Origin of the sequence: Shewanella sp. 10N.286.52.B9, assembly GCF_002873635.1 — a bacterium.
Classification (GTDB): domain Bacteria; phylum Pseudomonadota; class Gammaproteobacteria; order Enterobacterales; family Shewanellaceae; genus Shewanella.
This window is the reverse complement of sequence record NZ_MCTY01000102.1, coordinates 23,198-37,751: the sequence shown is the minus strand read 5'-3', so window position 1 is coordinate 37,751 and position 14,554 is coordinate 23,198. Positions and strand designations below refer to the sequence as shown.

At 39.3% G+C, this 14,554-nt stretch carries 13 protein-coding genes; 9 read left to right on the top strand and 4 right to left on the bottom strand.

Annotation, left to right across the window (positions count from 1 at the left end; genetic code table 11):
* The first annotated feature begins 307 nt into the window (after nt 1–307).
* From BCU91_RS06890 to BCU91_RS06875, 4 genes are all read left to right on the top strand, one after another.
* Complete coding sequence (locus BCU91_RS06890; RefSeq protein ID WP_102438265.1) at nt 308–1,141, top strand: S1-like domain-containing RNA-binding protein; 834 nt, start codon at nt 308–310, stop codon at nt 1,139–1,141.
* Nucleotides 1,142–1,219: 78 nt separating this feature from the next.
* On the top strand, nt 1,220–1,882 hold the full coding sequence (locus tag BCU91_RS06885; protein ID WP_102531171.1) for a DUF480 domain-containing protein: 663 nt from the start codon (nt 1,220–1,222) through the stop codon (nt 1,880–1,882).
* A 170-nt stretch (nt 1,883–2,052) separates the two neighbouring features.
* On the top strand, nt 2,053–2,886 hold the full coding sequence (locus BCU91_RS06880) for an ABC transporter permease subunit (protein WP_102531170.1): 834 nt from the start codon (nt 2,053–2,055) through the stop codon (nt 2,884–2,886).
* Nucleotides 2,883–3,785 (top strand): ABC transporter ATP-binding protein, encoded by a 903-nt coding sequence (locus BCU91_RS06875; RefSeq protein ID WP_102531169.1) that lies wholly within the window; start codon nt 2,883–2,885, stop codon nt 3,783–3,785. The genes BCU91_RS06880 and BCU91_RS06875 overlap by 4 nt, the downstream gene beginning before the upstream one ends.
* A gap of 699 nt (nt 3,786–4,484) precedes the next feature.
* Here BCU91_RS06875 and BCU91_RS06870 read toward each other — a convergent pair.
* From BCU91_RS06870 to BCU91_RS06860, 3 genes are all read right to left on the bottom strand, one after another.
* A complete protein-coding gene (locus BCU91_RS06870) occupies nt 4,485–4,691 on the bottom strand; it encodes a cold-shock protein (RefSeq protein ID WP_012155714.1) in 207 nt (68 codons plus the stop codon).
* A 279-nt stretch (nt 4,692–4,970) separates the two neighbouring features.
* On the bottom strand, nt 4,971–5,840 hold the full coding sequence (rlmA, locus tag BCU91_RS06865; RefSeq protein WP_102531168.1) for a 23S rRNA (guanine(745)-N(1))-methyltransferase: 870 nt from the start codon (nt 5,838–5,840) through the stop codon (nt 4,971–4,973).
* A 197-nt stretch (nt 5,841–6,037) separates the two neighbouring features.
* The gene (locus tag BCU91_RS06860) at nt 6,038–6,877 is read right to left on the bottom strand and encodes a hypothetical protein (protein WP_102438273.1); all 840 of its coding nucleotides are present in this window, start codon (nt 6,875–6,877) and stop codon (nt 6,038–6,040) included.
* A 283-nt stretch (nt 6,878–7,160) separates the two neighbouring features.
* Here BCU91_RS06860 and sbcB point away from each other — a divergent pair, with 283 nt between their 5' ends.
* The 4 genes from sbcB (at nt 7,161) to BCU91_RS06840 (ending at nt 10,738) form a co-directional block, all read left to right on the top strand.
* Nucleotides 7,161–8,573, top strand: a complete 1,413-nt coding sequence (gene sbcB / locus BCU91_RS06855; protein WP_102519660.1) for an exodeoxyribonuclease I — start codon at nt 7,161–7,163, stop codon at nt 8,571–8,573.
* Between the two features lie 42 nt (nt 8,574–8,615).
* Nucleotides 8,616–9,506, top strand: coding sequence for a cytidine deaminase (gene cdd / locus BCU91_RS06850; RefSeq protein ID WP_102531167.1), 891 nt, complete (start codon nt 8,616–8,618; stop codon nt 9,504–9,506).
* A gap of 238 nt (nt 9,507–9,744) precedes the next feature.
* Entirely contained in the window at nt 9,745–10,368 is a 624-nt protein-coding gene (locus BCU91_RS06845; RefSeq protein WP_102531166.1) for a LysE family translocator, read from the top strand.
* A gap of 58 nt (nt 10,369–10,426) precedes the next feature.
* Complete coding sequence (locus tag BCU91_RS06840; protein ID WP_241904050.1) at nt 10,427–10,738, top strand: putative quinol monooxygenase; 312 nt, start codon at nt 10,427–10,429, stop codon at nt 10,736–10,738.
* A gap of 83 nt (nt 10,739–10,821) precedes the next feature.
* Here the strand turns inward: BCU91_RS06840 and BCU91_RS06835 are convergent, their stop codons facing one another.
* Nucleotides 10,822–12,006 (bottom strand): GNAT family N-acetyltransferase, encoded by a 1,185-nt coding sequence (locus BCU91_RS06835; protein WP_102531165.1) that lies wholly within the window; start codon nt 12,004–12,006, stop codon nt 10,822–10,824.
* 89 nt (nt 12,007–12,095) lie between these two features.
* On the opposite strand from BCU91_RS06835, the gene ggt reads away from it, so the two are divergent.
* Nucleotides 12,096–13,850, top strand: a complete 1,755-nt coding sequence (ggt, locus tag BCU91_RS06830) for a gamma-glutamyltransferase (protein WP_102531164.1) — start codon at nt 12,096–12,098, stop codon at nt 13,848–13,850.
* Nucleotides 13,851–14,554: the final 704 nt, after the last annotated feature.

Below are 14,554 nucleotides of genomic sequence, written 5' to 3'. Positions count from 1 at the left end.
AACTTGAAAAGTGCAAATAAAAAAGCGGCGCAATTAAACCCTGCTAACCGGTTAAATGCAAGCAAGAAAAATCCATTTTAATATAAAAATATCTTAATATTTAGCCACTGCAAATTGATGATGTTTTTTTTGTTAAATAACAAAAACTTACTAACCAATAGCAATAGCATGTTATCTGACAGTATAGATGATCGTCATCACCTAAAATTAACTTCAATGAGTTTGTTTAGAAACCCAAGTTACAAGCAAGCTGATTGCGTATATAATCAAACTGTTTTTTCATAACCTAAGTTAACCAGAGTCGCGAATGATACAGATCGGAAAGAAATACTCCCTAGAGGTCGTTAAACAAGTTAATTTTGGCGTTTACCTAAATGCTGAAGAACTTGGGCAAGTGCTGTTACCCAATAAATTTGCCCCTAAAGGCTGTCAAGTCGGCGATATGGTAGATGTTTTTCTTTATCTCGATTCTGAAGATATTGTTATTGCGACCACCCAAACACCTTATGCACAAGTGGGTGAATTTGCTTATTTAGAGGCCATTGCTACTGGTCCTTTTGGCGCATTTTTAGATTGGGGCTTAGATAAAGATTTATTACTGCCTTTTGGTGAGCAGCATCGACACATTGAAGAAGGTAAGTCATACCTAGTTTATGTTCATGCCAATAGAGCCGATGAACGCATTATGGCATCAGCAAAAGTCGATAAGTTTTTAGACAAGACACCTGCTGAATATCAAGTGGGTGAAGAAGTTGACTTAATCATTGGTGGCACCACTGATTTAGGTTTCAAAGCCATTATTAATAATGCCCATTGGGGCGTGCTTTATCAAAATGAAGTATTCCAACGCCTAAGCTTTGGTCAATCAATCAAAGGCTATATCAAGCTAGTTCGTGAAGATGGCAAAGTGGATTTAATTTTACAAAAAGACAGCCAACAAAGCTTTGATAAAAATGCTGAAACCATTATTAATAAACTGCACCGCGCAGGTGGTTTTTTACCATTAAATGACAAAACTGATTCAGCGATTATTTACGAGCAACTCGCCATGAGCAAAAAAGCCTTCAAACGCAGCATTGGCGGTTTATTCAAAGCGAAACAAATTAGCATTGAAGCTGACGGCATTAGATTACTTAAATAGCAGCCTAAATAGCCAAATTATTTGATAAAAAGCATGGTTCTGTTATAACAAACCATGCTTTTTTATTTGGAGTAATTTATGGAACTTAGCAATCTGGAAGCCCGCATTATTGGCTGTTTATTAGAAAAAGAAATTACTACCCCTGAGCAATACCCGCTTTCAATCAATTCAATTACCCTTGCCTGTAACCAAAAAAGTAGTCGTGAACCCGTCATGGCATTAAGCGAGACTGAAGTACAAACCATTATTGATGATTTAGCCAAGAAGCGACTTATCAGTGAGCAGTCAGGTTTTGGCAGTCGAGTGGTAAAATACAAGCATCGTTTTTGTAATACCGAGTTCAGTGACTTACAGCTTAGTAGTGATCAACTTGCAGTGATAATTGTGATGCTGCTACGTGGGCCACAAACGCCCGGTGAGCTCAAAACCCGCTGTAATCGACTACATGCTTTTGAAACGCCTCAGCAAGTCGAATCCACATTACAAGCGCTAGCCAGCCGTGAAGAGCCGTTAATCGTCCAATTGCCCCGCGAAGCTGGCCGTCGTGATAATCGTTACGCACAATTATTTTCTGATAAGCAATACCTTGAACAAGGCACAACATCATTCGATGCCAGTGTTGCAAGAACGCCATCATCAGCAGCAGATAAACAAGCCTTAGCCGCTAGAGTGGAGCAACTTGAAACCCAAGTCAGTGAGTTAACTCAGCGCCTTCAAGAACTCGAGCAATTATTAAACTAACACTGTTAATAAATAAGCATCTACACTCAAGCCACTTTTTATACTGCGTGCTCAGCAAACAACACTGTTGAGCACAGCTTGCCGGTAATTTAACAAAAATTAATCTGATAAATAGTAGCGATAAAGTATGATGACTAAAATATTATTGTATTTGCAAGGATTGATACTAAATGGATTCAACTCAAAGACCTTCAGCAATATGCCAATTATGGCTCATTGCCTCCTATGAGGTCAGTAAACGTTTTACCAATACCAAAGGCATTGCAGCATTAATCGCCTTTTCCTTGATCTGGGCGATTATCCTTTTATACCCAGTTAATAGTGCCTCTAGCTACCTACTCGAACCCGCAACCAAAGACTTGGTCCAAGGTCTATACGGCCCTGGCACCTTAGATCAATTATTTAATTGGTCTGTGGCTGAATTTGCAGTGTTTTGGTGTATTGCTTTATATCTGTTTCCTTTTTTCAGTATTTTCATTACTGCAGATCAATTTAGTTCTGATAAACAAAGAGGATCATTCCGATTTTTAAGCCTCAGAGTCAGTAGAGACAGTATTTTCTTTGGCCGTTTTTTAGGGCAAATGCTTATTCAATCAAGCCTATTACTACTGACCATTATCGCCACTATTGTGATGGTAATAAGTCGTGATGCCAGTTTACTTGGCGATGCAGTAATTAGCGGCTTTGCGGTATTCTTGAGTATCACTATCGTCCTTTTACCCTATACCGCAGTGATGGCAGTGTTATCTTGGTACGCCAACTCTGCCAGAATGGCCAGCATTTATGCGGTAATCCTTTGGGCACTCAGCGGTATCGTCATAGCCATTATTAATAGTCAGCTACCTGCAGTTTCGTTCATTAGCTGGGTATTGCCGGGTTCACAGTTATCTTTAATGATTAATACTCAGGGTCTTGGCTCGCTTATTTACGCCCCGATCCCAATCATTCAAGCCATAGTTATCCTTGCACTTGGCCGAATTTACATGCAAAGGAGTGCACTATGAAGTTAATTACCTGTACTAATATTTCTAAGCAATATGGCAATAAAGTGGCGCTATCTAATATCAATCTGTCACTTGATGCTGGTGCGCCTATCGCGCTTGTAGGCCCTAATGGCGCCGGCAAAACTACCCTTTTTAGCTTACTTTGTGGTTTTATTCATCCCAGTAATGGTGAAATAAGCATTTTTGGGGAAAAGCCAGGCAGTGCTAAATTACAAAATATTGTCTCAGCTTTACCACAAGACGCCGCGTTAGACCCCAACTTTAGTATAGTGTCGCAACTTACTTTTTTTGGTAAATTACAAGGTATGTCAGGTAAGAAAGCTAAGCAAGAAGCACTTAGAGTGCTTGAATTAGTTGACTTAACTAGCTCAGCGCAAATGTTACCTAAAAGCCTCAGTCATGGAATGAGTAAACGAGTTTCGATCGCTCAAGCGCTGATAGGTTCGCCTAAACTGGTGTTACTTGATGAACCCACTGCAGGGCTTGATCCTGTTAACGCAAAAAAAATCCGTCAAATAGTAAAAGACTTATCAGTAGAAACGACTTTTGTTATTAGCTCCCATAATTTAGAAGAGCTTGAAAAACTGTGCGATCAAGTTGTCTATTTAGAGAACGGTCAGCTACAACAATCGGTGTCAATGAAAGCTGATGCTGAAACCGCCTTTTTAACCTTGACGATGCAGCAAGCAGACATTAGTGCACTAAGTGATAAGGTGCGTTTACTGCCTAATATCCTCAATGTGAAAATTAACAACGATGAGCAAATAATTATTGAGCACCGTATAGATGTAAGCTTTAGCTTAGAGATGTCATTACTAACATTATTTACCGAGCAAGGATGGCAATATAAAGCAATGATGAAAGGACGAAGCTTAGAAGAAACACTGTTTTCAAATTAAGCAGCATTAAGTTGATTAAATCTAACAAACCCAGCAATTATTGCTGGGTTTTAATTTTTAAAAGCAATTAACAAAAACGTGACCCCCGTCACACCTAGCACCCTCAATAATTTCAAATCGCTCTTAATCTGCACTTGCTCCCAAAATAAAAATGTCGATTTTTTAACTGTAAAAACAACATTGAACGATGACTTTATCTGCTTAGTAAACCTGATAGAAGCGTATACATTTTGCAATTAGCTAAATCAAATCAACATAAGAAAACATACAGCTGAAACTGGCTGACTAGGACAAATCAGCAAATTGTAGATTTCCATAGGTGGCTATAACGCCCAAAATCCAAGGTTCAAATAACGAAAATAGAGTGAGAAACAGACTGGGAAAACACTAAGAAATCGGCAGTAACGAAATAGCAATCACAGTAAATAAATAGTAAAAGTATTTCAGATGCAGATAAAAGCGAGGCAAAAAATGGAGTGGATTGATGCTTCTAAGCTGATGGAATGCAACTAAAGAGAGAGTCACCAAATCAACATCTAAACTAGCAGAGCATACTGCAACAACAAGGGTTAAAACAACTTATCAACCTAAGTTATTGAAATAAAGGTATTTAAACAAAGGATAGTTAAAAAAAGCAAAAAAAAAACTGTAGTCAAAGACTACAGCTTTATTAATTATACTAGCCGAAGCTAGAAATAATTAAACTACAGTAACGTTCTCAGCTTGAGGACCTTTTTGTCCTTGAGTAACAGTGAACTGTACTTTTTGACCTTCGTCAAGAGTTTTGAAACCGTCTGAGTTGATAGCACGGAAGTGAACGAATACGTCTGGACCAGACTCTTGCTCGATAAATCCGAAACCTTTATCAGAGTTGAACCACTTAACAACACCAGTAACTTGAGACATGATATAAATCCTGTATATATAAATTAAAGCCTTAACGGCAGTAGAGCTGAAAATGCCGGTTTTACTTATGTTCACAGGACGAAACTGGTCGTATTGAAACACATAAACTAAGCCCAACCTTCAAGCCCGATAGATTATGAACCTTTTTGCGGGTATGTCAACTAAATCGCTATATAATTTGATATAGATGCTACAACAACAATATTCAGTGCTCGGACTAACAAAATTCACAACTAAATATCAGATTCAAATAGTAAAATACCAGTTCTATATGACAAATCAATTACGGATGTGAATTTCGATACTAAAGTCTAACTCGCAGCTAAGCCCTTGATTTGAAATTTCAGCCTTTTGCTCAGCTGTTAATTTCCATGCATAGGGAGTCATATTCAAAAAGTTTTCAATATCAACGACTTTAGATAACTCAAGCCGATACTGTAATCGCTCCTGATGTAAGCAGCTAAAGCCCTCAATCTGCGCTTTGGCTTCATCATGGGGTTTGGGCTCACTGTAAATAATTTTTTTCATTGCAAAATGGTGCATTGGCCCAGGTGCTACGGTAATTAAAATAGCCCCTTTTTTAAGTACCCGTTGCAACTCTTCTACTTTTGACGGTGCATAAATACGAATAGCCAAATCAAACGCTGACGCTGAAAACGGCATCTCATAAGCGCTAGCAACACAAAAGTCCATTTGTGGATAACGTTTAGAGGCGTAACGTATCGCAGACTTTGAGATATCTAACCCTTGTAAGTGACATGTTTGTTCAACATTGGCTTTTGGGACGGTAACAAGCGAATTATTGCTTGCATTTAAGGCGCTATTTGCATTTAAAGCGCTATGAAGCCTGTTACTGTAATACCCCTCACCACAACCGATATCAAGCACGCATTGTGCATTAGCAGCATACTTAACCGCGAGCTGATTCACTTTCTCACTGAGCTTTTCATAATAGCCTTGGTTCAGAAATTCTCGGCGCGCTAGCATCATGTCTTTATTATCACCGGGGTCTTTGGAGTTTTTCTTCTGCACTGGAAGCAGGTTCACATAGCCCTCTTTAGCGCAATCAAATTGATGACGATTTTGACAATGCCATGATTTTTGGTGCAGTGATAACTCTGTTTGGCAGATTGGACAAATATATTGCATGACATAACTCTATAGAAATGAAAAAGGTGTTTAGTTGAATTCTAGCTTGTGATTTAAGTTATATTTAGAGATTAGTTAAGACTACAACTAATATAAATAGCACCGAAAACTCAAAAATAGTCTCGGTTACTTATAATGCAGTTACTTACAATGCAGTTACTTACAAATAGTGTCGATTGATCCGCTGTAGCAAATAACTACTCATGTTCTTCAGTTAATTTATCAACCATTTGGCTAACATCCGCCGGAGCAAGCAAGCTAAAGCATTCAAGTTTACGCTGAAGATCTTCAACATTTTTTGATAACTCATTGGCTGCAGTAGCAAAATTAGTGCGCTGCTGCGATTGACTATAAGTTCTGAGTAACCAGCGGTGTTTATGACTGAGTAGATTATCTAACTTTATCAGCTGAGCGGCAATCACTGCGTTAACCTTATTATGCTCTGATGACAAATAAGCGGTTATTTCAGCTCGCACTTGTTCGATCTCACTCATATTTATCGCAATGGTTGCCGGCGCGTCTTCATAGTTAAAGCTGCGGGCTAATATCGCCCTTGCATGCATTAATGCTTTAGGTTCTTGATTAAGTCTAAAATCATCTTCAAGTTTAATGGCATCACCAAGCTGCCCTTTTACCTTAATTTGTAGAGCTTCAGCAAATGAAAAGACTAATGTGGTTCCCTGCCTTAACATGGTCGCGGATTTTTTCGGTGCGACACCTGAGCGAGTATACAAACGAAAGCCTTGGCCTACGCCACGTTTTAGCTGGCTAATGAGATTGTGATCATTATCTACAATCGTATTGACTTGCTCTTGAACAGACACCTTAAAAAGTGGCTGACAAGTTAAAATGATAGTCGCACCTTGCAGCACATTCGCATTATTAAACTTCAGCTCTTTTACTATGACCTCAGCAATAGGCTGGCTCAATGCCGGTAATATCGCAAAATCACTTACTTCATCAGGTAGGCTAAGATGTAAAGTCTGATGCTGATCCACTTCATATTTAACGGGCTGACTTAATAAATGGTTATACATGAACTTACCTCTGATTTTTTTAAATTGTAACCAGCAAAATGATTTGCGTCACCAATTAATACTTAAGCCTATAAAATTAAGTGCTTTTTACATAATTTAGCTTTAATGACAAAGCGGTTTTTATACCATCAACAAGGTTTAATAATTTGCTCAAACGTCCCTTAAACCAGCAAAAATGCTCGATGCTAGAGTTAAAATCCAGCCAAACAAGTTACCACAGGTAAACATTCGTAATTAACAGTGCTAAGATGGCAAAACATGAGTTATAGGACAATAGTTAATTATGGCAAGCGCTTTACAACCTACTCTCTTCTGGCACGATTACGAAACCTTCGGGGTAAGCCCAGCAAAAGATCGCCCTTCTCAGTTTGCAGGCATCCGTACTGATTATGATTTAAACATCATTGGTGAGCCTGAAAACTTTTATTGCAAGCAAGCAACTGATTATCTTCCTAAACCAGAAGCAATACTTGTTACAGGGATCACGCCGCAATTAGCCAATTTAAAAGGCATGGTTGAATCAGAGTTTATGGGGCGCATTAATACCATTTTCAGCCAGCCCAATACCTGTGTCGTTGGCTACAACTCACTAAGATTTGATGATGAAGTTAGCCGTTATGGTTTTTACCGTAATTTCATTGACCCTTATGCCCGTGAATGGCAAAACGGCAACACTCGCTGGGATATCATTGATTTAGTCAGAGCCTGTTATGCCTTTAGACCAGAAGGCATCAACTGGCCATTAAAAGAAGATGGCTCGCCAAGCTTTAAATTAGAACAGTTAACCCAAGCTAATGGCTTAAGTCATGAACAAGCTCATGATGCTATGAGTGATGTTTACGCCACCATTGCCATTGCAAAACTCATCAAAGAGAAACAACCTAAGTTATATGATTATTACTTTAACCTTCGTAATAAAAATAAAGTTGCCGAATTAATCCAAGGCGACTTTATGCAGCCTTTGGTACATGTGAGTTCTAAAATCAGTGCAGCTAAAGGATGTGTCACTTTAATCGCGCCTGTTGCGCCGCATCCATCCAATAAAAACGCCATGATTTGTATTAATTTGGCAATGGATATTAGCCCATTGATCGACTTATCGGTAGAAGATATCGTCGAGCGCATGTATACCTCACGTGCCGATTTAGCCCCAGATGAATTACCGATCCCGTTAAAGCAAATCCACGTCAATAAATGTCCATTTATTGGTACGCCTAAGTTACTCACTGAAGAAGTGGCAGCAAGGCACCAATTTGATATGGACTTTGCCCGTCAGCAATACAAACTGTTCAAACAGCACCCTGAGCTACGAGAAAAAATGCAGGCGGTATTCGAGGCGAATAATCACCCTGCAGCGACAGATCCTGATTTAATGCTTTATAGCGGCGGTTTTTTTAGCCGCGCCGATAAAGCCAAAATGGAAATGATCCGCAATACCAAAGCCGAAAACTTAGCCGCGCTTAATCTAGAATTTGACGATCCCCGCATTGAGCAGATGCTATTTCGCTATCGTGGCCGTAATTACCCAGAAACATTAAGCCACGATGAGTCATTAAGATGGCGAGAGTTTTGCCAACAACGTTTATCAGATGCCGATTATGTGATTAATCTCGAAAACTTGTTGGAAGAAACCAGCGACAATGAACATAAGCAGAAATTACTAAAAGCACTGTGCATGTATTTACAAGCCTTATAACGCAAGCTTTTAGTCATTAATCATTTTATAAAGGAATTGGTCATGCAAAATCGCTTTATTGATAGCATCACCCAACTACCCAAGCCACTGGCAAGCGCATTAATACCATTACTTAATGACGATTTTTGTGGCCATATTGATGCAAGCCAATTAGCTCAGCTCGTCACAGCATCGCAAATAGATGAAGAGCAATTACTACTGAGCTTGTTGCCAATTGCTGCCGCCCTCGCCAAGCCAAGTATTAGTGAATTTTATGTCGGCGCAATCGCCAAGGGTGAAAGTGGTGATATCTATATGGGAGCCAATTTTGAATTAGCTTCTGAAGCTCTATTTCATACCGTCCATGCCGAGCAAAGCGCGATAAGCCATGCATGGCTCAATGGCGAGCAAAAAATTATTGATATTGTTGTCAACTTTACCCCTTGTGGTCATTGTCGTCAGTTTATCAATGAATTGGTCGACGGCATTGGTATTAAAATTCACTTGCCAGGTCAGCAATCACAGTTACTTAGTCATTATTTACCCTATGCCTTTGGCCCTGCTGATTTGCAGGTGACAAAACCTTTATTATCAAAAAGTAACATTGAGTTTAGTTTAAACTCTGATGATCCCATGATAATTGAAGCCATAGATCAAGCAGGCCTAAGCTATGCGCCTTATACCAATAATTATGCTGCAGTGGTACTAGAAACCAAAGACGGCAAAACCTATTGTGGACGTTATGCTGAAAATGCGGCATTCAACCCATCTATGATGCCAATGCAAATGGCGCTATCTAATTTAATTCGCCATAACCGTGAATACAGTGATATCAACCGCGTTGTGCTCATTGAGTCATCAAAGGGCAAGATAAGCTTAGTCAATGCGTCTATGGATACCTTGCAAGCGGTGTGCGCCATAGAACTTGAACATATCGTGGTTGACCCAAGTTAACTTATTAAATCTAAGTGACTAAATCTAAGTGACTAAATCCAAGTGACTAAATTTAAACCACTATATTTAAGCCACTCAATTTTAAAAATAGCATTGAATACAATCCATCGGCACCTTTGCTATGGGTTGTATTCAAATAGCAATAAATTAAAACACAGCCACATTTACACTCACATCTTAAAGCCTTACACTCTGCTCTTCCTTACTCGCTTGTTTCTTTAATGACATTAGAACCTTCATGCCAGATTTTACCGTATTAGCTGTATTTATTCCCACTTTCTTTTTTGTATCGATCACTCCCGGTATGTGTATGACACTGGCAATGACCTTAGGTATGAGCATTGGCGTTAAACGCACCCTTTGGATGATGCTAGGTGAGCTTATTGGCGTGGCATTGGTGGCTATTGCGGCGGTGATGGGCGTGGCTAGCGTGATGCTAAACTACCCTGATATATTTGCAGTCTTAAAATGGTTGGGCGGCGCTTATCTTGCTTATATTGGCATTAATATGTGGCGTTCAAAAGGAAAAATGGCCATTATCGAAGGCCAGCAAACAGATACTAGCATCAGTAATTCCGCATTAATGTCACAAGGTTTTATAACCGCTATTGCCAACCCTAAGGGCTGGGCTTTTATGATTTCACTGCTGCCCCCTTTTATTAATGTAGACCAAGCTGTTGGAACGCAACTTTTCTGGTTATTGTCGATTATCATGCTCACAGAATCAGCTTCGATGTTAGCTTACGCCAGTGGCGGAAAGAGCTTGAGACTTTTTCTATCTCGTGGGGATAATATTAAATTAATGAATCGCATAGCGGGCAGTTTAATGGTCGGTGTTGGCTTATGGTTGGCCTTGGGATAATCTTATAAAACAGATAAGTACAAGACCTACGAACATGAGTAATGACATGAGTAATGACATGAGCAATGCTATAAGTAATAGCATGAATAAAGTCACCTTAACAGGCTATATACTAGTCCCTGAGGCTGAATTAAAAGCGGTGATTGAAGCACTTAAGGTTCATAGCCAACTCACAAAACAAGAACCTGGCTGCTTATCATTTTCAGTCACACAAGATGCAAGCAACCCTGTTAAGTTTTACGTCTCTGAAACCTTTAAAAACCAACAAGCTTTTGATCACCACCAGCAAAGAACAAGTCATTCTAACTGGGCCCTTGTGAGTAAAAATGTCAGCCGTCACTATCAATTCAATAGCCTCATCAAGGATTAAATAGCGGCTTGCAAAGCAGTCATTCAATATCCGTTGATAAAAAGCACACCATTTGGCTTAGTTTGTCAAAGCTAGCCAAAACGCTATTTATAAGGCGAACTTTCAGCTAACTGCTGCATGTATTGCTTTATGTGCCGTTGCTCCTGCAGGCAATAATCTTCGATAGCATTGCTAAAGCCTTGATGAGTAAGGTTATGATTAGAATAAGTTTCAATGGGGACAAAACCTCTGGCCACTTTGTGCTCACCTTGCGCCCCAGCATCAAACACCATAAACCCGTTCGCTATGGCGTACTCAATACCTTGGTAATAACAGGTTTCAAAGTGTAAGCCGTCAATAAATTGTAAGCAGCCCCAGTAGCGGCCATATAAATGCGTATCAGTGGCAAAGTATAATGCAGAAGCGATTAATTGTGCCTGCTGGTGCGTTGTTGAATCTGACGCTTTTGTCACTAACAGCAACTTAATACTTGCGCCCATAGTCTTAGCGATTTGATAAAAAAACTCAGCAGATAAATAACCGCCATGACCTGAGCGTTTTAAATAGGTTTGTTGATAACAAGCAATAAAGCCTTGCCATTGCGCAGCGGTGGCTTTATCGCCATCAATAAACTCAAAATCCAAATTGTGCCTAGCTAAAGCCTTGCGCTCTTTAATGATATTTTTGCGTTTACGTGACACTAATTGCTGCAAAAAATCATCAAAGTGCTGATAGTTATGATTATGCCAATGAAACTGAGTGCCTAGCCTTGAAATATTATCTTGAGCTAAATTCAAATAATCAGCCTTGGGTAAAAACAAACAATGCCAAGAAGAGTAATACCCTTGCCCAAGTGTCTGATTTAGAAATTCACTCACTGCAGCGATGATCTCGGCTTTGTTTAAACTTGATTGACAGCAATCAAACCCAATACGCTCACCACTTACTGGTGTAAATGGCACCGCTAGCACTAACTTTGGGTAATAGCTTAAGTCATTACGCTCATAAGCCTCAGCCCACGCCCAATCAAACACGTACTCTCCCCAAGAGTGAGATTTTTCGTAACAAGGCGCAATAGCAACAATAACACCTGCTTGCTTTACCACAATATGTTTGGGCAACCAGCCCGATTGCTCTGAAACACATTGGCTTTGCTCTAATGCATTAAGGTAATCAAATGAAGTAAAGGGGTTTTTATCTGAAAAAATACGTTGCCACTCAGCTTTAGTAATAACAGACACCGAATCATAAAAGCCAATATTCAAGTCAATAGTGTGTGTGATAGACATATTCCCTTAAAAAGCACAGTTACATATTGTGTATTAGATCATAGTTATGGCACATTGCAACACATGATTAAAATTATAAAGGATTGAAAATGAGTTTCTTTTCAAAACTAAAACCGATCGTCATATCAACAAGTATTGCGCTGACGTTGAGCATATCATCTTTTACTTCCCTACAACTGCATGCTGCAAATGAACAATCGATTTATAGCCGTTCTGATACTTCACAACCAATTTGGGCCAAACATGGCATGGTTGCCAGCCAAGAATCACTTGCAACCCGCATTGGTGTCGATATTCTCAAACAAGGTGGTAATGCTGTTGATGCTGCTGTCGCGGTAGGGTTTGCATTAGCGGTCACCTTACCTAGAGCCGGTAATATTGGCGGTGGCGGCTTTATGTTAGTTCATCTTGAAAAAGAAGATAAAACCATTGCTATCGACTACCGCGAAACCGCGCCAGCAAAAGCCCACAAAGATATATTTTTAAATGAACAAGGTGATGTAGTAAAAAAACTTAGCCGTGAACATGGTTTAGCGGTTGGCGTGCCAGGCACTGTGATGGGGTTTGAACTTGCGCTAAACAAGTATGGCACCATGAGTATGAGCGAAGTCGTTAAACCTGCTATTGAACTTGCGCAAAAAGGCATTTTAATTAATTCAGACTTAGCAGATTCACTTGATGGATTAAAACGCCGTATTTCACAATGGCCAAGTTCTGCCAAAATATTTTATAAAAGTAATGGCGACAGTTTTGCCGTTAACGACACCTTAGTGCAAAAAGATTTAGCTCATTCATTATCATTAATTGCTAAGCATGGCAGTAAAGGCTTTTATCAAGGCGAAACCGCTGAGAAAATTGAGGCTGCGATTCAAGCTGCTGGCGGAATAATGAGCATGAATGATTTGAAAAACTATCAAGTCATTGAAAGAACACCTGTAACAGGCGAATACCGCGGCTATAAAGTGGTATCCATGCCACCCCCTTCTTCTGGTGGTATTCATATCATTGAAATGCTTAATGTACTCGAGCACTATCCTATTGAAGAGTTGGGTCACAATACTGCACAAACACTGCATTTAATGACGGAAACCATGAAGCATGCCTATGCTGACAGAAGTGAGTATTTAGGCGATCCTGATTTTCATAACGTGCCGACAGATAAACTCACTAGTCAAAAGTATGCTGATTCAATCGCTAAACAAATTGCCTATAACAAAGCCACGCCTAGTGCCGAAATTAAGCCTGGTGATTTATCCGTTTACGAAAGTAATCAAACCACTCATTACTCTGTGGTCGATAAATGGGGCAATGCTGTATCAAATACCTATACCCTAAACTTCAGTTATGGTTCTGGGCTGGTTGCTGCAGGTACCGGCATTTTACTTAACAATGAAATGGATGACTTTTCCGCAAAACCCGGTATTCCCAATGCCTATGGCTTAATCGGCGGTGAAGCCAATGCAATTGATGCTCATAAAAGGCCACTAAGCTCAATGAGTCCAACGATTGTGATGAAAGACGGTAAACCATTTTTGGTGACAGGCAGCCCTGGTGGTTCACGAATTATCACCACCACATTGCAAGTCATCATGAATGTCATTGACCATAAACTCAATATTGCAGAAGCCACTGCCGCAGCGCGAATTCACCATCAATGGCTGCCTGATTACATTGGTGTTGAAACCAGTTTAAATAACGATACGGTGACTTTACTGGAAGCCAAAGGCCATCAAGTTAAAACCAGTAGCGCAATGGGCAGCACTCAATCCATAGTGATAACCGACAAGGGGTTGTTTGGCGCATCTGATCCACGACGAGCAGGTTCAGAAACCCTAGGGCACTAAAAATAAACCTCAAACATCTGCATTAACTATTTATGGACAATCAGCTACAACATAAATAGTTAATGCGCCTTTGTAGCGCTAACATTCATTGTGCTTATTATTTAAACACCGCTATAAACAATAAAATCACTCAAGCTTTGTAGATTAAGCCTGCCGCTATTTTTCATATATCCCAGCAATCCTCCTAACTTTCTACTAATGATGATGTTCAAACTTATGAAATTACAGCTCTATTTATACGCAAGATTGTATTATCAACTTAAAACCCAAACGCAATGTTAATAATAAGTTAACCCAGCAACAAAAACTAATTAAATTCCACTTCTTCGCAGCAGATTTTTATATCAATATTTTAACAACTCAAAAAAACATTAAATAAAACTTAAGTATTTGAACATTACTGCCGATATTGTAACAACAAGAACAGACTTAAACATCGTAGCAACTATAATAACCACAAGGTAACAATTTTTATTTATAGTTCAATATCCGTTATAGGTAATTTTAAGCAAATGATGGATGCCACAGCTCTAAGGTGGCAATAAGTCAATATGAAAGGCATTAATTTTAAATACTAAAAACGTTTTACAACTTGATAAAATGAAGTTATCGCACACAAGCAATAGCGATTTGCAATCAAAGATAACAAAAAGTAAAAGTTTCATTTTTAATATCAGCTATTTTACAACAGCCAATCATTATAT

Excerpts from the sequence above, each read along its gene's own strand:
- BCU91_RS06840 (WP_241904050.1), top strand. The coding sequence starts at position 10,427 with ATGAGCAATGCTATAAGTAATAGCATGAATAAAGTCACCTTAACAGGC.
- BCU91_RS06890 (WP_102438265.1), top strand. The coding sequence starts at position 308 with ATGATACAGATCGGAAAGAAATACTCCCTAGAGGTCGTTAAACAAGTT.
- BCU91_RS06870 (WP_012155714.1), bottom strand. The coding sequence starts at position 4,691 with ATGTCTCAAGTTACTGGTGTTGTTAAGTGGTTCAACTCTGATAAAGGT.
- BCU91_RS06885 (WP_102531171.1), top strand. The coding sequence starts at position 1,220 with ATGGAACTTAGCAATCTGGAAGCCCGCATTATTGGCTGTTTATTAGAA.
- BCU91_RS06860 (WP_102438273.1), bottom strand. The coding sequence starts at position 6,877 with ATGTATAACCATTTATTAAGTCAGCCCGTTAAATATGAAGTGGATCAG.
- BCU91_RS06845 (WP_102531166.1), top strand. The coding sequence starts at position 9,745 with ATGCCAGATTTTACCGTATTAGCTGTATTTATTCCCACTTTCTTTTTT.
- cdd (WP_102531167.1), top strand. The coding sequence starts at position 8,616 with ATGCAAAATCGCTTTATTGATAGCATCACCCAACTACCCAAGCCACTG.
- rlmA (WP_102531168.1), bottom strand. The coding sequence starts at position 5,840 with ATGCAATATATTTGTCCAATCTGCCAAACAGAGTTATCACTGCACCAA.
- sbcB (WP_102519660.1), top strand. The coding sequence starts at position 7,161 with ATGGCAAGCGCTTTACAACCTACTCTCTTCTGGCACGATTACGAAACC.
- BCU91_RS06880 (WP_102531170.1), top strand. The coding sequence starts at position 2,053 with ATGGATTCAACTCAAAGACCTTCAGCAATATGCCAATTATGGCTCATT.
- BCU91_RS06875 (WP_102531169.1), top strand. The coding sequence starts at position 2,883 with ATGAAGTTAATTACCTGTACTAATATTTCTAAGCAATATGGCAATAAA.
- BCU91_RS06835 (WP_102531165.1), bottom strand. The coding sequence starts at position 12,006 with ATGTCTATCACACACACTATTGACTTGAATATTGGCTTTTATGATTCG.
- ggt (WP_102531164.1), top strand. The coding sequence starts at position 12,096 with ATGAGTTTCTTTTCAAAACTAAAACCGATCGTCATATCAACAAGTATT.